We start from the raw sequence: 21,085 nt of genomic DNA, 5'->3' as shown, positions 1-21,085 counted from the left end.
GTTTTGCGACCGGAAGATCCCTTTCGATGTGATCCGCGACACCGTAACGTGTCACCATCGCGAAGGGGGCAGTGATGACCCAACCGGTCGAAGAGGACACGACTGCCGCCATCGCCGCCGAGCACGACGAGGAACGGCCCGCGCGCACGCTCTCCCGGGTGCCGGACCGGGTCGTCTACTTCGTCGCCCTCGTCGTCGCCGTGCTCGTGCTCAAGCAGGTGTTCTTCCCCTTCGCCAAGGGGAACCAGTTCTACCTCGTGCTCTTCCTCGGCGGCACGCTCCCGCTGGTGTTCCTCTGCTACCGCCCGCGGCTGCGCGGCCGTGACGACCCCGGCTGGACCGACTGGGCCCTCGCGATCGTCGCGCTGGCGGTCGGCCTCTACCCCGTGCTCATCGGGTACGACGACTTCCTGGACCGCCAAGGCATCCTGTCCCCGCTGGACATCGTGGCCGGCGCGCTGCTGCTCGTCCTGATCCTCGAAGCCACCCGCCGCACCACCGGCCTGGTGCTGCCGATCGTCTGCCTGCTCTTCCTGGCCTACGCCTATTACGGCGGCTTCCTCCCGCAGAAGTGGGGCATCGCGCACGCGGGCATCGACTTCAGCCAGATCATCAACGCGCTCTACAACGACGCGAGCGGGTTCTACGGCACCCCGCTCGACGTCGCGGGCAGCTACATCGTGCTGTTCACCCTCTACGGCGCCGTGCTCAACGCCTCCGGCGCCGGCCGGTTCTTCGTGGACATCTCCTTCGCCGCGTTCCGGAAGTCGCGGACCGCGCCGGGCCGGACCACCGTGCTGTCGGGCTTCCTGCTCGGCACGGTCTCGGGTTCGGGCACGGCGACCGCGGTCAGCCTCGGCTCGATCACCTGGCCGATCCTGAAGAAAGCCAACTACCCCAAGGAAAACGCTGGCGGGCTGCTCGCCGCGTCCGGCATCGGCGCGATCCTCTCCCCGCCGACGCTGGGCGCCGCCGCGTTCATCATCGCCGAGTACCTGCAGACGTCGTACCTGAAGGTGCTGATCTGGGCGACCGTGCCGACACTGCTCTACTACCTCGGCATCGTGTTCGCGATGGAGGCCGACGCCCGCCGCTTCAAGGCCGAAGCGGTCGACGTCCCGCACGGCGAACCGTGGAAGCTGTTGCTGCGCGGTGGTTACCACTTCCTGTCGCTGGCGATCATCGTCGTGTTCCTGGCGCTGGACATCCCGCCGTTCGCCGCGGTCGTCTACGCCACCGGCGTCGCGGCGCTGTTCGCGCTCATCGCCCGCCGCCGCGACGTACGGGGCTGGGCCAAGGACATGGTCGACGCGCTTTCGGCCGGGGTGCGCGGGGCGCTGCCGGTGATCGCGGTGTGCGCGGCGGCCGGCGTGATCACCTCGACCATCACCAAGACCGGCCTCGGCCTCGAACTCGCCGACGCGCTGGTCGAGCTGGCCGGCGCGCTGACCGACAACGGCACGGTGATCCTGATCCTGACCGTGCTGCTCTCGGCGGTCGCCGTCGGCGTGCTCGGGCTCGCGGTGCCGGTCACCGCGAGCTTCATCATCGCGTGGGTGGTGATCGGGCCGGCTCTCGAGACGCTCGGGGTCGCCGACGCCGAGCGCGCGATGTTCATCTTCTACTACGCGGTGCTCTCGGAAGTGACGCCGCCGACCGCGCTGGCCGCGGTGGCGTCCGCGGCCATCACCGGTGGGTCGGTGCTGGGAACCATGTGGCAGTGCTGGAAGTACACGCTGCCCGCGTTCCTCGTGCCGATCGCGTTCGTGCTCACCGACAACGGTGCCGCGCTGCTGCTGGAGTCCGACGTGCTCACCGTGCTGTGGGTGGCGGCGGTCTCCGCGGTGGCGGTGGCCGCGCTGGCGGTGGTCACCGGCGGCTGGCTGTTCGGGCCGGTCAGCGTCGGCGTGCGGCTGTTGTTCGTCCCGGCCGCCCTGTGCCTGCTCTACCTGGAACCGGTGCCGATCGCGGTCGGCGCCGCGTTCTGTGTCGTCGCCATGTTCGCCCACGCCGTGCTCAAGAGGAGGACAGCATGAAACGCGCACTGGCCGCTGCCGCGGTACTCGCTCTGGCCGTCACGGGCTGCGGCGGGAAACAGCAGACGGACTCCCCCGCCGCGAGCGGGACCCAGTCCTGCGAAGCCGGCGAAGGCCGGATCACCATCGCCACCGGCAACAGCGGCGGCGTCTACTACGTGCTCGGCGGCGGCCTGGCCCAGCTGATCAGCAACAACACCAAGCTGCGCGCGACGGCCGCGGAGACCGGCGCGTCGGTGCAGAACATCCAGCAGCTGGTCGCCGGCAACTACGACGTCGCGTTCTCGCTCGCGGACACCGCGGCGGACGCGGTGAACGGCAAGGGCTCCTTCGACGGCAAGCCGCAGAAGGTCCAGGCGCTGTCCCGGATCTACCCGAACTCGACACAGGTGCTGGTCCGCACCGACTCGGGCATCAACTCCGTCGCCGACATGAAGGGCAAGCGGATCTCGACGGGATCGCCGAAGTCGGGCACCGAGGTGATCGCGAACCGGCTGTTGCAGGCGGCGGGCCTCAAGCCGGAGTCCGACGTCCAGGCGCAGCGCCTCGACCTGGCCAAGACCGCCGACGGGATGAAGGCGGGCACGCTCGACGGGCTCGTCTGGTCCGGCGGCCTGCCGACCGCGCAGATCACCGATATCACCACGGCGTTGAAGGACAAGGTCAAGTTCCTCGACATCACGCCGCTGCTGCCGAAGCTGAAGGCGGTCAACCCGGTCTACGACCAGGCCGTGATCCCGGCGAAGACGTACGCGCAGCCCTCGGACGTGCCGACGATCGTGGTGCCCAACTTGCTGCTGGTGCGCGAGGACTTCCCGGCGGGCAACGCGTGCGCGATCACGAAGCTGATCTTCGACAAGCAGGCCGAGCTGGCGAAGGTCCACCCGGCGGCGAAGGAGATCTCGAAGCAGCTGGCGACGCAGACCGACCCGGTCCCGCTGCACCCGGGGGCGAAGCAAGCCCTCGGCTAGGGTCGGGGTGTGGACGCCGGCGAGTACCTGGAGACGGCGGTCCGCGACGTCCTGACCGCGCCGGAGGCCCGGCTCGACGACCGGATCGGGTACGCGGCTCTGCTGCTCGCGGTCACCGGGGCGCTCGAGGAGGCCGACCGGCTGGTCACGCAGTGGCAGTCGCGCACGGAACGGCCGGTGACGGCGCTGGCACCCGACCCGGTCCGGGCCCGCGCGTGGGCGATGCTCTTCGAAGCCCGCGGCGGCCGCCCGGAGTGGGCGTCGGGGTTGTCCCCGCTGGACCTCGACGCCGAGGAACGCGCACACACGGCGTCGTTGCGGAAGCCGGTCTCCGACCTCGACGGGGTGCTCCCGCCCGGGCCGATCGCCCAGGTCGTCCAGCACGTCGCGCCGTCGCGCCCGGACCGGGTCCGCACGGCCCTCGCCGACGGCGACCTCGAGTCGTGGGCCTCGCTGACCGGGCCGCACCCGGACGTCGCGACGCTGGCCGCGACCCGCGCGCTGGCTCCCGCGCTGGTGGCGGGCGCGGACCCGCTCGGCCTGCGCGACTGGGCGCCGGCCTGCGCGGGCGCGCTGGTCGCGGCGCTGCACGAGCGTTACCCGGCGGACCTGGGCAGCTGGCCCGACCTGGTCGGGCACATCCTGCGGCTGCGCGGCACCGGCGCCCTCCCGCCCCCGGCGTCCGAGGCGTCGATCCGTTCGGCCGAACTGCGCCTGGGCGTCGAACTCCCCGAGGACCACCGGGACTTCCTGCGCACCTGCGACGGCCTGCCCGCCGACGTCGTCTTCCCGCGCCTGCTCGGCACGGCGGACCTGCGGGCCGAGAACGGCGTGGTCGTCCTCGCCGACCCGGCCGTGCTGCTGCTCTCGGCGGGGCACGTGGTCGAGGTCGACCCGGTGCTCGGCACGAGCGTGCACTCGTCGTTCCGCGCCGCGCTCGTCAAGCACGCCACGCTGCTCGCCCAAGCCAGCTAGGTTGAAGCCGGTGACCACCCTCACCGTCGAGAAGATCACCCGCGAAAACGTCGCCGCCGCGTGCCAGCTGGCCGTCGAACCGCACCAGAAGGACTTCGTCGCGCCGGTCGCCGTCTCGCTCGCCGAGGCCTACACGCAACCGGACGTCGCCTGGCCGAGGCTGATCCTCGACGACGGTGAACCGGTCGCCTTCGTGATGGGCGGCTTCGACCCGCACGCGGAGCTCGACTTCTTCCGCTGCGGGATCTGGCGGCTCAACGTCGGCGCCGGCGTCCAGGGCCGCGGCCACGGCCGGTTCGCCGTCGAAACCGTCCTCGAGGAGGCCCGAAGACGCGGCAACACCACCGCGACCGTGCTGTGGATCCCGGCCGAGGGCGGCCCGGAGGACTTCTACCTCAAGCTGGGCTTCCGCCCGACCGGCCAGACCTTCAACGGCGAGGTCGTCGGCCGGCTGGAGCTCTAGGCCTGGCCGCGCTTCTTGCGCTCGGTGTACTCGCGCATGCGCTTCGGGTAGCCGACCCGCGCGACCTCGTACACGGGGATCGAACGCCGGTGGCCGAACTGCTGGGCGGCGTCGAGGCTGCCGATGCGGCGGCGGGTCCACTCACCGTCGTGGGCGATCAACACCACAGTGGTCTCCGTGACGTTCGTCTTCGGCTCCACGTAGGCCTCGACACCCCGGCGCGAGGCCGCCCACTCCTCGAGGTGCCGGGTGTCTTCGGAACTGGCTTTCCGCAGCGTGCCGGCCCGCTGACCACCTTTGGCGCGCCTGCGCAGCGAGTCGAACAGCCCCACCACGACCACCTTCCCTCCCGAGACGTTCGCCACTCATTATCCCGATGTCCGCGTGTGGTCGGCGTCGCACACCCGGCTAGGTCGCAGCCCCGTCCGGCGTAGTGACAAGATGGCGGGTGTCGCGCGCGCGGTTATACCGCGCGAGGGCGACGACAGAGCATCACCCCACTGCTTGCCGAGGAGTTATACAAGTGACCGACACCTCCGCCGACCTCGTGATCCTGGGAGGCGGATCGGGCGGCTACGCCGCGGCGTTCCGCGCGGCCGAGCTGGGCCTTTCCGTCACGTTGATCGAGAAGGACAAGCTGGGCGGGACGTGCCTCCACCGGGGCTGCATCCCGACCAAGGCCCTGCTGCACGCCGCCGAGGTCGCCGACGAGACCCGTGAAGCCGAGGCGGTCGGCGTGAAGGCCGTCTTCGAGGGCATCGACATCGCCGGCGTCAACAAGTACAAGGACGGCATCGTCGCCCGCCTGTACAAGGGCCTGCAGGGCCTGGCCAAGGCGCACAAGGTGAACCTCGTCGAGGGCAGCGGCACGTTCGTCGGCGGCACGACCGTCGAGGTGGACGGCACCCGCTACACCGGCAAGAACGTCATCCTCGCCACCGGCTCGTACTCGCGCACGCTGCCCGGCCTGGAGCTCGGCGGCCGCATCATCGCCAGCGAGCAGGCCCTCGCCCTCGACTACGTCCCCAAGAAGGTCGTCGTCCTCGGTGGCGGTGTCATCGGTGTCGAGTTCGCCAGCGTCTGGGCCTCCTTCGGCGTCGACGTCACCATCGTGGAAGCGCTGCCGCGGCTGGTCCCGAACGAGGACGAGTTCGCGTCCAAGCAGCTCGAGCGCGCTTTCCGCCGCCGCAAGATCGCCTTCAAGACCGGCGTGAAGTTCACCGGCGCGAAGCAGGACGACAACGGCGTGAGCGTTTCGCTGGAGTCCGGCGAGACCATCGACGCCGACCTGCTGCTGGTCGCCGTCGGCCGCGGCCCGAACTCGGCCGGCCACGGCTACGAGGAGGCCGGCGTCAAGATCGAGCGCGGCTTCGTCCTCACCGACGAGCGGCTGCGCACGAACCTGCCGAACGTCTACGCCGTCGGCGACATCGTCCCCGGCCTGCAGCTCGCGCACCGCGGCTTCCAGCAGGGCATCTTCGTCGCCGAAGAGATCGCCGGGCAGAGCCCGCGCGTCATCGACGAGAGCGGCATCCCGCGGGTCACCTACTCGCACCCGGAGGTCGCGTCGGTCGGGCTGACCGAGTCGCAGGCGAAGGACAAGTACGGCGCCGACGTCACGACGTTCACCTACGACCTCGGCGGCAACGGCAAGAGCCAGATCCTCAAGACCTCCGGCGGGGTGAAGCTGGTCAAGGCCCCGGACGGCCCGGTCGTCGGGGTCCACATGGTCGGCGACCGCGTCGGCGAGCTGATCGGTGAAGCGCAGCTGATCTACAGCTGGGAAGCTTTCCCCGAAGACGTCGCGCCGCTCATCCACGCCCACCCCACCCAGACCGAGGCCCTCGGTGAAGCGTTCCTTGCCCTGGCCGGCAAGCCGCTGCACGTGCACAGCTGACGTCCCACCAGCAGAATCCAGACCACGCAGAATCTTGAAAGAGGAGTCAGCGAACGATGGCCTACTCCGTCACACTGCCGGAGCTCGGGGAGAGCGTCACCGAAGGCACCGTCACCCGGTGGCTTAAGCAGGAGGGCGACACCGTCGAGGTCGACGAGCCGTTGCTCGAGATCTCGACCGACAAGGTCGACACCGAGGTGCCGTCCCCGGTCGCGGGCACGGTCGTGAAGATCAGCGCCACCGAAGACGAGACCGTCGAGGTCGGCGCCGAGCTCGCCGTCATCGACGACGGGTCCGGCGGCGCGCCCGAGGCCTCCGCCCCGGCGAAGGAAGAGCCCGCGCAGGAAGAGTCCGCACCCGAGCCGGAGCAGTCGTCCGAGCCCGAGCCGCAGGCCCAGGACAGCGCGCCGAGCAAGCCGGACACCGCGCCGGCCGCCGGTGGTGAAGGCACCGAGGTGAAGCTGCCCGAGCTGGGCGAAAGCGTCACCGAAGGCACCGTCACGCGCTGGCTGAAGGCGGTCGGCGACTCGGTCGAGGTCGACGAGCCGCTGCTCGAGATCTCCACCGACAAGGTCGACACCGAGGTGCCGTCGCCGGTCGCCGGCACGGTGCTGGAGATCCGCGCGGGCGAGGACGAGACCGTCGAGGTCGGCGGCGTCCTGGCCGTGATCGGTGACGCGAACGCGGCGCCGAAGGCCGAGAGCAAGCCGGAGCCCAAGCCCGAGCCGAAGCCGGAACCCAAGCCGGAGCCGAAGCCCGAGCCGGTCCAGCAGGCCAAGCCCGAGCCCAAGCCGGAACCGAAGCCCGAGCCCAAGGCCGAGCCGGCCGCGGCGAAGGAGAGCTCGGCGGACGGCCCGTACGTCACGCCGCTGGTCCGCAAGCTCGCGTCCGAGCACGGCATCGACCTCGCGTCGCTGACCGGCAGCGGCGTCGGCGGCCGGATCCGCAAGCAGGACGTCCTGGCCGCGGCCGAGGAGAAGCAGAAGCAGCAGGCCCCGGCCCCGGCCGCCGCCCCGTCGGCTCCCGCCGCCGCGGCCGCTCCGTCGGCCCCGGCCCCGCGTGCCGCTTCGGTCTCCCCGGAGGTCCAGGCCCTGCGCGGCACCGTGCAGAAGGCCAGCCGGATCCGCCAGATCACGGCCACCAAGACCCGCGAGTCGCTGCAGGAGTCCGCGCAGCTCACGCAGGTCCACGAGGTCGACGTCACGAAGATCGCCAAGCTGCGCCAGCGGGCGAAGGCGGCCTTCAAGGAGCGCGAGGGCGTCAACCTGACGTTCCTGCCGTTCTTCGCGAAGGCCACGGTCGAGGCGCTCAAGCAGCACCCGAACGTCAACGCGTCCTACAACGAGGACACGAAGGAGATCACCTACCACGGCGCCGTGCACCTGGGCATCGCGGTGGACACCGAGCGCGGCCTGCTCTCGGTCGTGATCCACGACGCGGGTGAGCTGAGCCTGGCCGGTCTCGCGCACCGGATCGCCGACCTGGCGGGCCGCGCGCGGGCCAACCAGATCAAGCCCGACGAGCTGTCCGGCGGCACGTTCACGATCACGAACATCGGCTCGAACGGCGCGCTGTTCGACACGCCGATCATCGTGCAGCCGCAGTCGGGCATGCTCGGCACCGGCGCGGTCGTCAAGCGCCCGGTGGTCGTCGCCGACGCCGACGGCAACGACACGATCGCCGTCCGCTCGATGGTGTACCTGCCGCTGACCTACGACCACCGCCTGGTGGACGGGGCCGACGCGGGCCGCTTCCTGACGACGGTCAAGCAGCGCCTGGAAGAGGGCAACTTCGAGGACGAGCTCGGCCTCTGAGACACCCCTGACGAAGGCCGCCACGGAACTCCCGTGGCGGCCTTCGCCGTTCCCGGGCCGGGCGTGCGGGCACGCAGCGGATGCGCAACGATCGAGGTATGCGAGTACTGATCGCCGGAGCGAGCGGCTTGATCGGGTCGGCGCTGGGCGAGGCGCTGCGACGCGAAGGGCACGAAGTCCGCACCCTGGTGCGCCGGGAAGCCCGCGCCACCACCGAGTTCCGCTGGGACCCACCGTCGGGCACGATCACCGACGGCGCCTTCGACGGCGTGGACGCCGTCGTGAACCTGGGCGGGAAGCCGCTGTTCCCCGGTCGGTGGAGCGCGATGCGCAAGCAGGAGCTCACCGACAGCCGGGTCGAACCCACCGAGGTGCTCGCCGAAGCCGTCGCCGAACACGGTGTCGGCGTCCTGGTCAACGCCTCCGCCGTCGGGTACTACGGCCACACGCACGAGTCCACTGTGGACGAGTCCGGGCCGCGTGGCGCCGGGTTCCTGGCCGAGCTCTGCGAAGCCTGGGAGGCGGCGACGGTGGGCGCGGGTGACGCGCGCGTCGTGAACATCCGGACCGGGCTGGTGCTGTCCACGAAGGGCGGTCTCTACAAGACGCTGCGCCCGCTCTTCCAGCTGGCCCTGGGCGGAAAGCTCGGCGACGGGCGCCAGTTCATGCCGTGGATCGCCCTCGAAGACGAGGTCGGCGCGATCGTCCACGTGCTCACCCACGACGACCTGTCCGGCCCGGTGAACCTGAGCGGCCCGGCCCCGGTGACCAACGCCGAGTTCACCCGCGCGGTCGGGCGCGCGTTGCACCGGCCGGCGCCGTGGTGGGTGCCCGGCATCGCGCTCAAGACCGTGCTCGGCCAGGCCGGCGAGGAGATGGCGTTGTTCGGGCAGCGGGCCGTCCCCGCCGCGCTGCAGCGCTCCGGCTACGAGTTCCGGCACCGGACGCTGAACAGCGCGCTCGCCGCGGCATGAGCGTTCCGCTGCAGCGCTGGCTCGTCGTCGGCGTGGCGCTGACCGCCGCGTTCGTCGTGCTCGGGCTGAGCGTGGCGCGGCAGCCGCTGGCCCTCGACGTCGGAGTCGCGAACGCGCTGCACGGCGTGTACGCGGAACCACTCGGCCGGGTGGCGCAGGCCGGCAGCGACGTCCTCGGCCCGGTGCTCCCCTACGTCCTCGGCGCGGCGTTGCTCGCCTTGGCGCTGCGCCGCCGCGCACACCTCGGCCTGTGCGTGCGGCTCGCGGTCGTGCTGGTGCTGTGCCGGCTCACCAGCCTGGTGTTCAAGCCGGTCTTCCTGCGTGAACGGCCGCGCGACTACCCCGACCTGAGCTACCCGAGCGGGCACGTCGTGTCAGTGGCGAGCACCGGGTTCGTGCTGCTCCTGCTGTGTGCGTGGCTGTGGCCGCGGCTGGTGAAGCGCGTCGCGGTGGCGGTCGTCGTGGCCACCGTGCTGTGCGCCGCGTGCCGGGTCGTGCTCGGCGTGCACTGGGTCACCGACACGATCGGCGCAGTGCTGGCCGTGACCGGTGTCGGGCTGCTCTCAGCCTGCGCCTTGCGGCTGCTTCCCCCGGGTGACGGGCGTAGCCTCGACGAGTGAGTTCTTCCCGCACTTCCTGCCGCGCCAGCACCGACCCCGTCGACGTCCGGGAGCTCGGCACGATCGACTACACCGAGGCCTGGGAGCTCCAGCGGAGCACCCTCACCGCGCGGGCCGACGGCGCCGGGCCGGACACGATGCTCCTGCTGCAGCACCCGTCGGTGTACACCGCGGGCAAGCGCACCGAGGAAGCCGACCGCCCCACCGACGGCACGCCGGTGATCGACGTCGACCGCGGCGGCAAGATCACCTGGCACGGCCCCGGCCAGCTGGTCGGGTACCCGATCATCAAGCTCGGCGACCCGATCGACGTCGTGCACTACGTGCGGCGGCTGGAAGAGGCGCTGATCTACGTGTGCGACCAGCTGGGCGTGCACAGCGGCCGCGTCGAGGGCCGCAGCGGCGTCTGGATCCCCGCCGACGACCGCGGCATCGAGCGCAAGATCGCCGCGATCGGCATCCGCGTCCAGCGCGGCGTCACGATGCACGGCTTCGAGCTCAACTGCAACGCCGACCTCGGGGCGTTCGACAACATCGTCCCGTGCGGCATCCGCGACGCCGGTGTGACGTCGCTGTCCTACGAGCTGCAGCGCGACGTCGGCGTCGAAGCAGTGCTGCCGCTGGCGCGCGACGCCGTCCTGGCCGCGCTGGAAGGCGAGCTGCCGGTGAGCGAGGACCGCTGGCTGCCGCGCCCCGAGGCCCCGAAGGCCGCGGGCGTCACCTTCGCCCTGCAGAACTAGCCGGACCTAGCCGGCCTGCCAGAGCTCGATCCGGTTGCCCTCCGGATCGGTGACCCAGCCGAAGCGGCCGATGCCGGCCATCTCCTGGACGTCGTCGGCCACGTCGGCGCCTTGCTCGCGCAGCTGCGCGAGCATGGCGTCGAGGTCGCGGACCCGGAAGTTGAGCATGGTCTGCTGGGTCCGGGCGCCGAAGTAGTCGGTGTCGGCCTCGAACGGCGCGAAGACGGTCGGCCCGGCTTCCTGCTGCCAGACGTCGTTCGCGCTGGGGTCGAGGCCCAGGCAGTCCCGGTACCAGGCGCCGAGCGCCGCCGGGTCCGCCGCGCGGAGGAAGTAACCACCGATGCCGAGCACGCGTTCCATGGGGCGATCCTGCCACGGGGCAGCGGGCGGACCCGCTGCCCCGCGCCGGTCAGTCCAGCTGCGGCGCGACCTCGGCCGCGATCAGCTCGACCTGGTCCAGGTCCGCCAGGTCCAGCAGCTGCAGGTAGACGCGGGTGATCCCGGTCTTCTCCCGCCACTGCCCGATCCGGTCGACGACCTCGGCGGGCGTGCCGGCCAGGCCACCGGCCTTCAGTTCCGTGACGTCCCGGCCGATCGCCGCGGCCCGCGTCGCCACCTCGGCGTCGTCGCGGCCGACACCGATGACCAGCGCGACCGACCGCAGGATCTCCTTGGGGTCGCGGCCGATCTCCCGCGCGGCGGCGTCGACGCGGGCGAACTGCGCGGCCGCGCTCTCGGCGTCCACGAACGGCAGGTTGAACTCGTCGGCGAACCGCGCGGCCAGTGCCGGGGTGCGCTTCTTGCCCTGGCCGCCGACGATCACCGGCGGCGCCGGGGACTGCGCCGGCTTCGGCAGGGCCGGCGACTCCGACAGCGTGTAGTACTCGCCCTTGAAGGAGTAGGTCGAACCCACCGGCGTCTTCCACAGGCCGGTGACGATCTCGAGCTGCTCAGCGTAGCGGTCGAAGCGCTCCTTCAGCGGCGGCAGCGTCAGGCCGTACGCCTCGTGCTCGGCGTCGTACCAGCCGGAGCCGAGGCCGAACTCGACCCGGCCGCCGGACATCTGGTCGACCTGGGCGACCGAGATGGCCAGCGGGCCCGGGTGTCGGAACGTCGCCGCGGTGACGAGCGTGCCGAGCCGGATCCGGCTGGTCTCCCTGGCCAGGCCGGCGAGGGTGATCCACGCGTCGGTCGGGCCGGGCAGGCCGTCGGCCGAGCCCATCTTCAGGTAGTGGTCGCTGCGGAAGAAGGCGTCGTATCCGGCGTCTTCGGTCGCCTTGGCCACGCGCAGCAGGTCGTCGTAGCTGGCCCCTTGCTGGGGCTCGGTGAAGATCCTCAAGTCCACGAAAGTCAGCCTATAGAGACGTCCGGTTCGGTGCGCCGCAGCCGTACCAGCATGCGGACGATGACGTCCTCGATCTCGGCGCCGACCTTCTTCGGATCGGGTGAGCTGGCGATTTCGGTCGCCGCGCTGGACAGCGCGCCGAACAGCAGCCGCGCGGTGACCTCGACCGGCACCGGCTCGACCTCACCGGCGTCGATCAGCGACTGCAGGCCGGTGCGCACCAGCCCGAAGCTGCACCGCTCCTCGGCTTCGCGCCAGCGTTCCCAGCCCATCACGACCGGCGCTTCGTGGATGGCGATGCGCTGGTAGGACGGGTCCAGGCAGGCCTTGATGAACGCGTTGAGCCCGCCGAGCGCGCGCTCCCACGGCGTGCCCTCACCGTGCATGATCTTGTCGAGCCGGTCGTAGACCAGGCTCTCGACCTGGTCGAACGCGGCCTCGAACAACGCCTGCTTGCCGCTGAAGTGGTGGTAGAGCGCACCCTTGGTGACGCGGGCGCGTTTGGCGATCTCGTCGAGCGAGGTACCCGCGTAACCGCGTTTGGTGAACAGTTCCACCGCGCTGTCGACCAACGCCGACCGCGTCGACTCGGAGTAGTCGAGTCGTCTGGACCTCATTGTCGCCACCTTCACAACTTTACGCCCGGAGGATCTCTCCATACTCATGGTATGTTCGCCGTGTCAGGTCCGTACCGGGAGTATGCCGCAGACCCGCGGTATGACCCGGGCCACGGAAGGGGAGCCACACGATGAGCTGGACAGACTTCTACCGACGTCAGGAAATCCTCGAAGCCGCGGTGCGCCTGGCGGGCCGGAACCCGGCCGCGCCGCTGCCGCTGGCCGAGGTCCCGGGCGCCGAAGCGCACTTCGGGACCGAAGAGAACATCCTGACCGCCCTGCAGTACCAGTGGACGCGCTCGTTGAGCGGCCGCCTGCGCGCCGAGGTCACCGACCCGGACGACGCCGACGGCCTCGGCGACCACGTCGACGCCGTCGCCCGCGCGTGGCGTTCGGCCGTCGAAGAGCACGAGACGCTGCGCGCGGTGCTCGACGGCGCGTACGAGCGGCACGCGTCGCTGCGCACGATGCACGAGGGCGAGCTGCGCATGCTCGCCGTCACGGCCGGGCTGGCCGACCCGCGTGAGCCCGCCGAGGAGATCGTCAAGGTGGGTCACGCACTCGAGGCGCTGCTGCGCACGAGCCACGCGCAGCCCGCCCGCCGCCGTCCCGTCATGGGACACCTGCGGCGCCTGCTCGCGCCCAGCGCGTAAACGGGGTTAAGTAAGCGCATGACGGAGCGCTGGACCGACGCCGACATCCCCGACCAGACCGGCCGCACCGCGCTGGTCACCGGGGCGAACTCGGGGCTCGGCCTGCGCACCGCCGAGGTGCTCGCGGCCAAGGGGGCCCGCGTGTTCCTCGCCTGCCGCTCCGCCGAACGCGGGGCGAAGGCACTCGACGTCGTCAAAGCGGCCGCCGCGGGCGCCGAGCCCGAGCTCATCCCACTGGACCTGAGCGAGCTCGCCTCGGTGCGCGCGGCCGCCGCGTCGGCCCGGGAACGCTCCGGCGACACCCTCGACGTCCTGGTCAACAACGCCGGCGTGATGGCGACCGCCCGCGGCCGCACGGCCGACGGCTTCGAGCTGCAGTTCGGCACGAACTACCTCGGCCACGCGGCGCTGACCTGGCTGCTGATGCCGGCCCTGCGCGGCGGTGCCCACGCGCGGGTCGTCACGCTGTCGAGCCTGGCCGCCACCGGCGCCCGCATCCACCTCGACGACCCGAACTACGAGCACCGCCGCTACAACCCGGGCGCGGCGTACGGGCAGTCGAAGCTCGCCGACCAGGTCTTCGCCGTCGAACTGGACCGCCGGCTGCGTGCGGCCGGCTCGGAGATCCTCAGCGTCGCCGCCCACCCCGGCTACACCGCGACCGGCCTCGGCAGCGGCATGGCCCGGTCGTATTCGAACCCGGTGGTCCGCTCGGTCATCGCCGGCGGCCACCGCATCGGCGAGGTCCTGTTCGCCCAGGGCCCCCGCCTCGGCGCGCTCCCCCAGCTCTACGCGGCCACCGCGGACGGCGTCTCCGGGGGTTCGTATTTCGCTCCGCGCGGCCTCGGCAACCTCCGCGGCTACCCCGTGCGAGTGCCCACGCTCGCCACCGCGCGGATCGAGCAGCTGGGGTCCGCGTTGTGGGAGCTCACGGCCGAGTTGACGGGGATCACCCCCGATCCCGCGTAGCCCGGACGGGCGTACGGTTGAGGCGTGAGTGCTGCGCCTGAAGGCCGGAAGCTGCTGCGTCTGGAAGTCCGCAACAGTGAGACGCCGATCGAGAAGAAGCCGCCGTGGATCAAGACGCGGGTGCGGATGGGGCCGGAGTTCACCGAACTCAAGGGTCTCGTGCGTCGCGAGGGTCTGCACACGGTGTGCGAAGAGGCCGGTTGTCCCAACATCTACGAGTGCTGGGAAGACCGTGAGGCCACGTTCCTCATCGGCGGTGACCAATGCACCCGCCGATGTGACTTCTGTCAGATCGACACCGGTAAGCCCGCTGCTCTCGATCGCACCGAGCCGCGGAAGGTTGCGGAGTCGGTGCAGGCGATGGGCTTGCGGTACTCCACTGTGACTGGTGTGGCTCGGGATGATCTTCCCGATGGTGGCGCTTGGCTGTACGCGGAGACCGTGCGTCAGATTCATGCTTTGAATCCGGGTACGGGTGTGGAGTTGCTGATCCCGGACTTCAACGCCGACCCTGCGCAGCTGGCCGAGGTGTTCGGGTCGCGGCCCGAGGTGCTGGCCCACAACGTGGAGACGGTGCCGCGCATCTTCAAGCGGATCCGGCCCGGTTTCCGGTACGCCCGGTCCCTGGAAGTCATCACCGCCGCGCGCGAAGCCGGTCTGGTGACGAAGTCGAACCTGATCCTCGGCATGGGCGAGACGCCCGACGAGGTCGCGCCGGCGATGCAGGACCTGGTCGACGCGGGTTGCGAGATCCTGACGATCACCCAGTACCTGCGCCCCTCCCCGCGGCACCACCCGGTGGACCGGTGGGTGAAGCCGGAGGAGTTCGTCGAGCACTCTCACGCGGCGGAAGCGATGGGCTTCGCCGGCGTGATGGCCGGACCGCTGGTGCGGTCGTCGTACCGCGCCGGACGCCTCTATGCCCAGACGAAGGCCCACCGCGGCGAGGACCTGCCGGAGAACCTGGCCCACCTCGCCGCCGAAGGCCCCGCCGCGCAGGAAGCCGCGTCGCTGCTGGCGCGGTGACGCACGTCACCCCACGGTCCTTAAAGGATCGGTAAAGTGGCGGGCATGGCCCTGGTTTCGGACCTCCTCAGCTGGTTGCAAGGACTCCCGGAACCGGGGCTCGTCGCGGCCACCGGCGGCCTGGTGTTCGCCGAGTGCACGATCGGGCTCGGGTTCCTCGCCCCGGGCGAATCCGGCCTGCTGATCGCCGCGACGACCGCGAACACCGTCGCGCGGTTCGTGGTCCTGTGGCTGGTGGTCACGGTCTGCGCCACCGCGGGCGACGCCCTCGGCTACGTGATCGGCCGCCGCTTCGGACCCCGCCTGCGCGAGACGAAGCTGATCCGCAAGTACGGCCTCGAGGCGTGGGACAAGGCGACGTCGGTCCTGGAACGCCGCGGCGCGTGGGCGGTGTTCTTCGCCCGCTTCCTCCCGGTGATCCGCACCCTGACCCCGGCCGCGGCGGGCACGTCGGGCCTGCCGTTCCGCAAGTTCCTCCCGGCGGCCGCGGCGGGCGCGTTCTGCTGGTCCCTGGTCCACATCAGCATCGGCGCGGCCCTGGGCGAGGCCGCGAAGCGCATCGAAGGCGCGTTGAACACGGGCGGCCTGATCGTGGTCGCGATCCTGGCCGCGGCCGGAGTCTTCTTCCTGCTCCGCCTGAAGAAGCGCAAGACCCTCACTCCCCCGGAGCCCGAGCCCGAGCGCGTCCCCTGACAAAGCGCCCCAATGTGGCATTGGGTGCGTCCAACGCACCCAATGTGGCGTTCGGTGCGTTGGACGCACCGAACGCCACATTGGGGCGCTTGAAACCCGGGGTGCGGCCCGGTCTCCCGGACCGCACCCCCCGGCGTCAGCGGCGGGCGCGCGCCGCCTTGCCGGTGGCCCAGCCGATCAAGCCGAGCGCCAACAGCGCCCCACCGGCGACGAACGGCCAGGATCCGGTGCCCGGCGCCGGAGCCGGCGCCGCGGCGAGGTCGTAACCACCGAGCTTGCCCTGCGCGCGGTACGCCGAGCCGGGCAGCTTGTCGCCGTACAGCCGGTGCACCAGCTGCTGGTACGCCGCCAGCGTCACGCCGTCGCCGACGCGCTGCCGGGCCGGGTCGTTCAACGCCAGCACGCGGCCGTCGCGCACCCGGTACCACGCGTTGACCTGCGGCTCGGTGAACACCAGGTCGCTGCCGGCCTGCGCCGGGTACGTCAGCTCCTCGGTGCCGGTGGTGAAGTTGGTCGCTTCCCAGCCGTCGGCCGCACGGGTCACCCACACGGTCGCCTGGCGGCCGGTCGACGCCGTCGTGCGCACCGCGTAGTAGGCGAACGACGCCGGCGCCGCGCCCGGCGTCCCGGCCACGAACGCGGGATCGAGCGAGAACACCTGAGCCGGCGCGCCGTCCACGCGCGGCGCCTGCACGGCGTCCAGACGCGCGACGCCGGCCCGCCGGTCGAGCTGGCCGTAGAACGCCGAAAGCTGCTTGTCGGCCGACTTCACCGCGGCCACGACGTCGTCGGGGGACGCGGCGGAAGCCGTCTCGCCGAAGCCGAGCACGAGGGCCGCACCCGCGACCAGGACCACGAGTCCACGGAAGAGGTTCATCTCACGCCCCGATCCGGTAGAGGGACTGCGCCCACTGGAACTGTCCATTGCGGACATAGCTCGAGTGCGCCATCGCGCTGTAGCGCTGGCTGGTCGGCCACGGGTCGCCGTAGTAGATCAGCCCGCTGGCGTCGTAGCCGTAGATGACCTGGGCGTGCCCGCCGCCGGCCGTCCAGTAGATGCCGGTCTCGATCGGGCGCCGCGCGCCGATCTCGCTCTGCACCGACGCCAGGCTCAGCGCGCCGGTCACCGTGCCGGGCCGCAGCCCCAGCGCCTGGTAGCCGCGCTGGACGTAGGTCAGCTCGCCGGCCTGGTTGGGGCACTGCGAACCGGCCGGGTAGCCGCGCGAGTAGTCGCAGAAGGTGTTCTGGCTGACGTTCGTTCCGTAGCCGAGGAACCGGGCGATGGTCAGGCCGCTCGCGGCCCAGCACCACTGGTTCTGCTCCTGGACCAGCTGGCTGATCGACAGCGTGGTCGCCTCGGTCGTCGCACTCGCGGGCGGGGAGAGCAGGCCGGTGAGGCCCACGCACAGCGCGCCGAGCGCCATTGCTCGTCTGAGGTGCATTCGTTGCTCCTTGTCGGCAACAGGTGGGGACTTCGTGAGCTTCTCCCGTTGCCGCGCCGGGCAGTAATCCCAGCGGGGATAACACCGGCGTTATGCCGCCTATCGAGCGGGCGTGAGCCCGCACCAGCGCGCGAAGTGCGGATTCCGTTGCCGCGACGCCGTGTAGGCGACTTCCGCGCACCGGAACACCTCGTCCGTCGTCGACGTGCGGGCGTCGTCCTCGCGGGTCGCGAACAGCAACGTCGTCCACAGCGGGTCGCCGGCCAGGGGCAGCGCGACGAGACCCGGCGGCGGCGCGGAAGCCGCCTGCGCGAGGCAGACCGCGCCCTGGGCGATGAGCGTCCCCGCGGTGCCGGCCTCGGACGTGAAGTGCCGCACGCGCGGCGTGAACCCGGCGGCCGCGCAGGCCTGCAGGAACCGCACGCGCACGCAGTTTTCGTGTGGTGGCGGGAGAATCCAGTCGCAGCCGGCCAGGTCCGCCAGGTCGACGACGCCGTCGCGGATCGCCGGGTGCCCCTCGGCGATGCCGACGAAGATGGGTTCGGTGGCGAGCGTCCGCACGGCCAGCCCGGTGAAGTGGTGCGTTTCGGTGCCGTCGAAGCGTTCGAGCAGCGCGACGTCGACGCGGCCGGTGGACAGCAGCTTGAGCAGCATCAGCGACGCGGGCTCGGCGTAGGTCTGGACGTCGAGGTCGCGCTCCCCCAGCTCCTCGATGAAGCGGCCGATGATGAGCAGCGGCACGTACCCGATCCGCAGCGACTCGGGCCCGCTCTCGCCGTGCCGCCGGGCGGAGGCGACGAGGGCCTGCATGTCCGACAGCAGCGCGTCGGCGCGGGCGAGCACGAACCGGCCGAGCTCGGTCGGGCGGACGCCGCTGGGGCCGCGGACGAACAGCTCGCCGCCGAGGATCCGCTCGATGCGCTTGAGCTGCGCGGTGAGCGCGGGCTGGCTGACGCCGAGGACGGTGGCCGCGCGGCTCACGCTGCCGCCGTCCGCGACGGCGCGGACGGCCCTGAGATGGCGCAGCTCCAGCTCGGCCACGCCCAGCAGGTTAACGCCGGCTTCACGGCCGGCACGACCTGCGAAAGTCGGGCTTACTACATTCGGCGGTATGAGTCTCGCGGATCTTCCCCGGCCGGTCGGCTTCGTCCTCGGCGGTGGCGGCAGCCTCGGCGCGATGCAGGTCGGCATGTTGCGCGCGCTGACCGAGCGGGGTGTCGCGCCGGACCTCGTCGTCGGCACGTCGGTCGGCTCGCTCAACGCGGCGGTCCTGGCCGCCACCGCCGCCCCCGACGACGTGCTCGAGCGGCTGCGCGGCATCTGGGCGCACATGACGCGGGCCGAGGCCTTCCCTGGCGGCGTGCTGAGCCGCGTCCGGACGCTGACGCAGAGCAAGACGCACCTGTTCCCCAACTCCGGGCTGGCGGGGATCATCGCCGACCACCTCGGCGGTTCGACGCGGTTCGAGGAGCTGGCGCTGCCGCTCGGCGTCGTCACGACGCAGGTCGAGACGGCCGAGCCGTTGCTGATCCGGTCCGGCCGGCTGCTCGAGCCGCTGCTGGCGAGCTGCGCGATCCCCGGGATCTTCCCGCCGGTGGAGCACGACGGGCAGCTGCTCTACGACGGTGGGCTCGTCGCGAACGTGCCGATGCGGCAGGCGCTGACCATGGGCGCGAAGTCGCTGGTGGTGCTGGACTGCGCGTTCCCCGGGAAGCTGCCGGGCGCGCCGCGGACGTTCGCCGAGGTGATGATGTTCACCGCGATGATCAGCATGCGGAACCAGGCGGTGCTGGAAGCGCCGCTGGCAGCCGGTTCCGTGCCCGTGGTGTACCTGCCCGGGCCGGCGCCGGTGCGTGTGAACCCGCTCGATTTCGGGCACACCGAAGCACTGGCGGAAGAGGCGTACACGGCCGCGCGGGAGTTCCTGGAGGGGATCTCCGTGCGGGGGCCGGGACTCTACGGGGCTCCGGGGCTCGTCGTCACGTGATCCGCGTCACGCCGATGCACCGAACCGCCGGGAAGAACGTCATCGCTATCGCGTAGTTTTGATGACGAATGCCCGCCGATCCCAATTCCTCAAAAAGAGACAATATGCTCCCCAAGAAGATTTTACTTTCGGTGGCCGGAATCCTCGCCGGAGCACTGCTGCTTTCCGCCTGCTCGTCCGGTGACGACGGCGGTTCGCCCGCCGGTGGGGCGCCCACGTCCGGTTCGGCGTCGGCGTCCGCGACGCCGGTCGCGGTGACGTTCGAGCCCGCGAACGGCACCGGCGTCAACCCCGCGACACCGATCGTCGTCAAGGCGGCCAACGGGAAGCTCCTCGACGTGACGGTGACCAACACCGCCAAGGGGAAGACGGTCGCCGGCAAGCTGGCCGACGACGGCTCGAGCTGGACCTCGACCGAGGTCCTCGGCTACGGCTCGACGTACAAGATCGTCGCGCACGCCCAGGGCGCCGACGGGAAGCCGATCGAGCAGGACAACCAGATCTCCACGATGGCGCCGAAGAAGCAGGCGAACGCCAACCTGATCCCGGCGCCGTCCGCGGTGGCGAGCTCGGGCGTCGGCGTCGGCCAGCCGATCGTGTTCAGCTTCGGCAAGATCGCCGTCAAGAACAAGGCGGCGGTGGAGAAGGCCCTCACGGTGGAGTCGACGCCGAAGCAGGAGGGCAGCTGGTACTGGATCGACGACTCGAACGTCCACTACCGGCCGAAGGAGTACTGGAAGGCCGGCACCACGCTGAAGGTGACGGCCAAGATCTACGGCGTCGACTTCGGCGGTGGCGTGTTCGGCGCGGAAGACCGCACGGAAACGTACAAGGTGCACGATTCCTGGATCGCGAAGGCGGACGGGAACACCGAGCAGATGCAGATCTTCCACAACGGCGCGATGGTGAAGTCGATGCCGATCTCGATGGGCAAGGACGCGACCCCGACGCATTTGGGTGCGCACGTCATTTCGGACAAGCAGGCCAACTACACGATGGACTCCTGCACGTACGGCGTCTGCCCGCCGGACCCGAAGGCATACCGGTCGAACGAGAAGTTCTCCGAGCGCATTTCGAACGACGGCGAGTTCGTCCACGAGAACCCGAACAGCGTCGGGCAGCAGGGCAGCTCGAACGTGTCGCACGGGTGCATCAACCTGAACGGCGCGAACGCCCAGTGGTTCTTCCAGAACATGGGCTTGGGTGACGTCGTGGAGGTGACCAACTCGGGCGGCCCCCAGCTCCCGGTCTGGGACCTGTACGGCGACTGGTCCAAGTCCTGGGCCGACTGGCAAGCCGGCTCCGCCCTGAAGTAACCCTTCTCTGTACCCCAAGGGGCCAGGCGCTTCGCGCCTGGCCCCTTTTCATACCCGTGCCCCCTCCAACCCCAAGCGAAGCCCCTCCAATCACGAGTGATGCCCCTCTGATCACACGCGATGCCCGGCCAATCACGCGAGATCCGCCTTCAATCACGCGAGTGCGGGCTTCGATCACGCGAGTTCCGGCTTCAATCACACCAGTGCCGCGTTGCCGCACGGCCGGCCGGTGCAAGCGGGGCACCACCCGTGATTCAGCGGGCATCACGTGTGACCAGAGGGGCATCACCTGTGACTGGAAGGGCATCACACGTGATTGAAGGGTCGGCTCGCGTGCCTGGAGGGTCGGCTCGCGTGGCTGGGCATGAGAAAAGGCCCCGGGAGAACCGTGAAGTTCTCGACCGGGGCCTTTCCCATCGTTAAGTTCGGCGGTGTCCTACTCTCCCACAACCCTTCGGTTGCAGTACCATCGGCGCTGTCAGGCTTAGCTTCCGGGTTCGGAATGGGACCGGGCGTTTCCCTGACGCTAAAACCACCGAAACACTAC

At 70.8% G+C, this 21,085-nt stretch carries 22 protein-coding genes and 1 rRNA gene; 15 read left to right on the top strand and 8 right to left on the bottom strand.

What is annotated here, in order from left to right; genetic code table 11:
* Positions 1 to 74: 74 nt before the first annotated feature.
* The 4 genes from M8542_RS45540 to M8542_RS45525 are packed head-to-tail and all read left to right on the top strand — an operon-like array spanning position 75 to position 4,445.
* Positions 75 to 2,036, top strand: coding sequence for a TRAP transporter permease (locus M8542_RS45540; protein ID WP_257926654.1), 1,962 nt, complete (start codon positions 75 to 77; stop codon positions 2,034 to 2,036).
* Positions 2,033 to 3,007, top strand: coding sequence for a TAXI family TRAP transporter solute-binding subunit (locus tag M8542_RS45535; RefSeq protein ID WP_257926653.1), 975 nt, complete (start codon positions 2,033 to 2,035; stop codon positions 3,005 to 3,007). The genes M8542_RS45540 and M8542_RS45535 overlap by 4 nt, the downstream gene beginning before the upstream one ends.
* Before the next feature lie 9 nt (positions 3,008 to 3,016).
* Positions 3,017 to 3,982 carry an SMI1/KNR4 family protein gene (locus M8542_RS45530; protein ID WP_257926652.1) on the top strand — a complete coding sequence of 322 codons (966 nt, stop codon included), beginning with the start codon at positions 3,017 to 3,019 and terminating at the stop codon, positions 3,980 to 3,982.
* 10 nt (positions 3,983 to 3,992) lie between these two features.
* A complete protein-coding gene (locus M8542_RS45525; protein WP_257926651.1) occupies positions 3,993 to 4,445 on the top strand; it encodes a GNAT family N-acetyltransferase in 453 nt (150 codons plus the stop codon).
* On the opposite strand, the gene M8542_RS45520 is transcribed toward M8542_RS45525, so the two are convergent.
* A complete protein-coding gene (locus tag M8542_RS45520) occupies positions 4,442 to 4,786 on the bottom strand; it encodes an oxidoreductase (RefSeq protein WP_257926650.1) in 345 nt (114 codons plus the stop codon). The two genes, M8542_RS45525 and M8542_RS45520, sit on opposite strands and share 4 nt — an antisense overlap.
* Before the next feature lie 182 nt (positions 4,787 to 4,968).
* Between M8542_RS45520 and lpdA the strand changes: the two genes are divergently transcribed.
* The 5 genes from lpdA to lipB all read left to right on the top strand — a co-directional run bounded on the left by lpdA (position 4,969) and on the right by lipB (position 10,490).
* Positions 4,969 to 6,342, top strand: coding sequence for a dihydrolipoyl dehydrogenase (gene lpdA, locus M8542_RS45515; RefSeq protein WP_257926649.1), 1,374 nt, complete (start codon positions 4,969 to 4,971; stop codon positions 6,340 to 6,342).
* Positions 6,343 to 6,398: 56 nt separating this feature from the next.
* Positions 6,399 to 8,156 (top strand): 2-oxoglutarate dehydrogenase, E2 component, dihydrolipoamide succinyltransferase, encoded by a 1,758-nt coding sequence (gene sucB, locus M8542_RS45510; RefSeq protein ID WP_257926648.1) that lies wholly within the window; start codon positions 6,399 to 6,401, stop codon positions 8,154 to 8,156.
* Positions 8,157 to 8,254: 98 nt separating this feature from the next.
* The gene (locus M8542_RS45505; RefSeq protein ID WP_257926647.1) at positions 8,255 to 9,130 is read left to right on the top strand and encodes a TIGR01777 family oxidoreductase; all 876 of its coding nucleotides are present in this window, start codon (positions 8,255 to 8,257) and stop codon (positions 9,128 to 9,130) included.
* The gene (locus M8542_RS45500) at positions 9,127 to 9,750 is read left to right on the top strand and encodes a phosphatase PAP2 family protein (protein ID WP_257926646.1); all 624 of its coding nucleotides are present in this window, start codon (positions 9,127 to 9,129) and stop codon (positions 9,748 to 9,750) included. Before M8542_RS45505 ends, M8542_RS45500 begins: the two co-directional genes overlap by 4 nt.
* Positions 9,747 to 10,490: a lipoyl(octanoyl) transferase LipB gene (gene lipB / locus M8542_RS45495; RefSeq protein WP_257926645.1), complete on the top strand. Its 744-nt coding sequence runs from the start codon at positions 9,747 to 9,749 to the stop codon at positions 10,488 to 10,490. The genes M8542_RS45500 and lipB overlap by 4 nt, the downstream gene beginning before the upstream one ends.
* 6 nt (positions 10,491 to 10,496) lie before the next feature.
* Here the strand turns inward: lipB and M8542_RS45490 are convergent, their stop codons facing one another.
* From M8542_RS45490 to M8542_RS45480, 3 genes are read right to left on the bottom strand one after another with little or no spacing between them, the layout of a single operon-like run.
* On the bottom strand, positions 10,497 to 10,850 hold the full coding sequence (locus M8542_RS45490) for a VOC family protein (RefSeq protein WP_257926644.1): 354 nt from the start codon (positions 10,848 to 10,850) through the stop codon (positions 10,497 to 10,499).
* 49 nt (positions 10,851 to 10,899) lie between these two features.
* The gene (locus M8542_RS45485) at positions 10,900 to 11,835 is read right to left on the bottom strand and encodes an LLM class F420-dependent oxidoreductase (RefSeq protein ID WP_257926643.1); all 936 of its coding nucleotides are present in this window, start codon (positions 11,833 to 11,835) and stop codon (positions 10,900 to 10,902) included.
* Positions 11,836 to 11,840: 5 nt separating this feature from the next.
* Positions 11,841 to 12,452, bottom strand: coding sequence for a TetR/AcrR family transcriptional regulator (locus M8542_RS45480; RefSeq protein ID WP_257926642.1), 612 nt, complete (start codon positions 12,450 to 12,452; stop codon positions 11,841 to 11,843).
* A 131-nt stretch (positions 12,453 to 12,583) separates the two neighbouring features.
* Here M8542_RS45480 and M8542_RS45475 point away from each other — a divergent pair, with 131 nt between their 5' ends.
* Genes M8542_RS45475 through M8542_RS45460 form a run of 4 tightly spaced genes read left to right on the top strand, consistent with a single transcriptional unit; the run spans position 12,584 to position 15,793 of the window.
* Complete coding sequence (locus M8542_RS45475) at positions 12,584 to 13,105, top strand: hypothetical protein (RefSeq protein ID WP_257926641.1); 522 nt, start codon at positions 12,584 to 12,586, stop codon at positions 13,103 to 13,105.
* An 18-nt stretch (positions 13,106 to 13,123) separates the two neighbouring features.
* Positions 13,124 to 14,074, top strand: a complete 951-nt coding sequence (locus tag M8542_RS45470) for an oxidoreductase (RefSeq protein ID WP_257926640.1) — start codon at positions 13,124 to 13,126, stop codon at positions 14,072 to 14,074.
* A 24-nt stretch (positions 14,075 to 14,098) separates the two neighbouring features.
* Positions 14,099 to 15,100, top strand: coding sequence for a lipoyl synthase (gene lipA, locus M8542_RS45465; RefSeq protein WP_257926639.1), 1,002 nt, complete (start codon positions 14,099 to 14,101; stop codon positions 15,098 to 15,100).
* Positions 15,101 to 15,145: 45 nt separating this feature from the next.
* Positions 15,146 to 15,793, top strand: coding sequence for a DedA family protein (locus tag M8542_RS45460; RefSeq protein WP_257926638.1), 648 nt, complete (start codon positions 15,146 to 15,148; stop codon positions 15,791 to 15,793).
* 136 nt (positions 15,794 to 15,929) lie between these two features.
* On the opposite strand, the gene M8542_RS45455 is transcribed toward M8542_RS45460, so the two are convergent.
* From M8542_RS45455 to M8542_RS45445, 3 genes are all read right to left on the bottom strand, one after another.
* Entirely contained in the window at positions 15,930 to 16,670 is a 741-nt protein-coding gene (locus tag M8542_RS45455) for a hypothetical protein (protein WP_257926637.1), read from the bottom strand.
* Position 16,671: 1 nt separating this feature from the next.
* The gene (locus M8542_RS45450) at positions 16,672 to 17,235 is read right to left on the bottom strand and encodes a papain-like cysteine protease family protein (protein WP_257926636.1); all 564 of its coding nucleotides are present in this window, start codon (positions 17,233 to 17,235) and stop codon (positions 16,672 to 16,674) included.
* Positions 17,236 to 17,334: 99 nt separating this feature from the next.
* A complete protein-coding gene (locus M8542_RS45445; protein ID WP_257926635.1) occupies positions 17,335 to 18,276 on the bottom strand; it encodes a LysR family transcriptional regulator in 942 nt (313 codons plus the stop codon).
* Between the two features lie 70 nt (positions 18,277 to 18,346).
* Here M8542_RS45445 and M8542_RS45440 point away from each other — a divergent pair, with 70 nt between their 5' ends.
* Together M8542_RS45440 and M8542_RS45435 are read left to right on the top strand one after the other, a co-directional pair.
* Positions 18,347 to 19,222, top strand: coding sequence for a patatin-like phospholipase family protein (locus M8542_RS45440; RefSeq protein ID WP_257926634.1), 876 nt, complete (start codon positions 18,347 to 18,349; stop codon positions 19,220 to 19,222).
* A gap of 104 nt (positions 19,223 to 19,326) precedes the next feature.
* Positions 19,327 to 20,538 (top strand): L,D-transpeptidase, encoded by a 1,212-nt coding sequence (locus M8542_RS45435; protein WP_257926633.1) that lies wholly within the window; start codon positions 19,327 to 19,329, stop codon positions 20,536 to 20,538.
* Positions 20,539 to 20,961: 423 nt separating this feature from the next.
* Here the strand turns inward: M8542_RS45435 and rrf are convergent.
* Positions 20,962 to 21,078: ribosomal RNA gene (gene rrf / locus M8542_RS45430) — 5S ribosomal RNA — on the bottom strand.
* Positions 21,079 to 21,085: the final 7 nt, after the last annotated feature.

The sequence above is a fragment of the Amycolatopsis iheyensis genome (genome assembly GCF_024703995.1).
GTDB lineage: Bacteria > Actinomycetota > Actinomycetes > Mycobacteriales > Pseudonocardiaceae > Amycolatopsis > Amycolatopsis iheyensis.
This window is presented reverse-complemented; position numbering and strand designations above follow the sequence as displayed.

Bases quoted from the DNA above. Each gene is read 5' to 3' on its own strand.
- M8542_RS45475 (WP_257926641.1), top strand. From the start codon at position 12,584: ATGAGCTGGACAGACTTCTACCGACGTCAGGAAATCCTCGAAGCCGCG.
- M8542_RS45435 (WP_257926633.1), top strand. From the start codon at position 19,327: ATGCTCCCCAAGAAGATTTTACTTTCGGTGGCCGGAATCCTCGCCGGA.
- M8542_RS45455 (WP_257926637.1), bottom strand. From the start codon at position 16,670: ATGAACCTCTTCCGTGGACTCGTGGTCCTGGTCGCGGGTGCGGCCCTC.
- M8542_RS45540 (WP_257926654.1), top strand. From the start codon at position 75: ATGACCCAACCGGTCGAAGAGGACACGACTGCCGCCATCGCCGCCGAG.
- M8542_RS45490 (WP_257926644.1), bottom strand. From the start codon at position 10,850: ATGGAACGCGTGCTCGGCATCGGTGGTTACTTCCTCCGCGCGGCGGAC.
- M8542_RS45470 (WP_257926640.1), top strand. From the start codon at position 13,124: ATGACGGAGCGCTGGACCGACGCCGACATCCCCGACCAGACCGGCCGC.
- M8542_RS45500 (WP_257926646.1), top strand. From the start codon at position 9,127: ATGAGCGTTCCGCTGCAGCGCTGGCTCGTCGTCGGCGTGGCGCTGACC.
- M8542_RS45460 (WP_257926638.1), top strand. From the start codon at position 15,146: ATGGCCCTGGTTTCGGACCTCCTCAGCTGGTTGCAAGGACTCCCGGAA.
- M8542_RS45450 (WP_257926636.1), bottom strand. From the start codon at position 17,235: ATGCACCTCAGACGAGCAATGGCGCTCGGCGCGCTGTGCGTGGGCCTC.
- M8542_RS45535 (WP_257926653.1), top strand. From the start codon at position 2,033: ATGAAACGCGCACTGGCCGCTGCCGCGGTACTCGCTCTGGCCGTCACG.
- M8542_RS45505 (WP_257926647.1), top strand. From the start codon at position 8,255: ATGCGAGTACTGATCGCCGGAGCGAGCGGCTTGATCGGGTCGGCGCTG.
- sucB (WP_257926648.1), top strand. From the start codon at position 6,399: ATGGCCTACTCCGTCACACTGCCGGAGCTCGGGGAGAGCGTCACCGAA.
- M8542_RS45480 (WP_257926642.1), bottom strand. From the start codon at position 12,452: ATGAGGTCCAGACGACTCGACTACTCCGAGTCGACGCGGTCGGCGTTG.
- M8542_RS45440 (WP_257926634.1), top strand. From the start codon at position 18,347: ATGAGTCTCGCGGATCTTCCCCGGCCGGTCGGCTTCGTCCTCGGCGGT.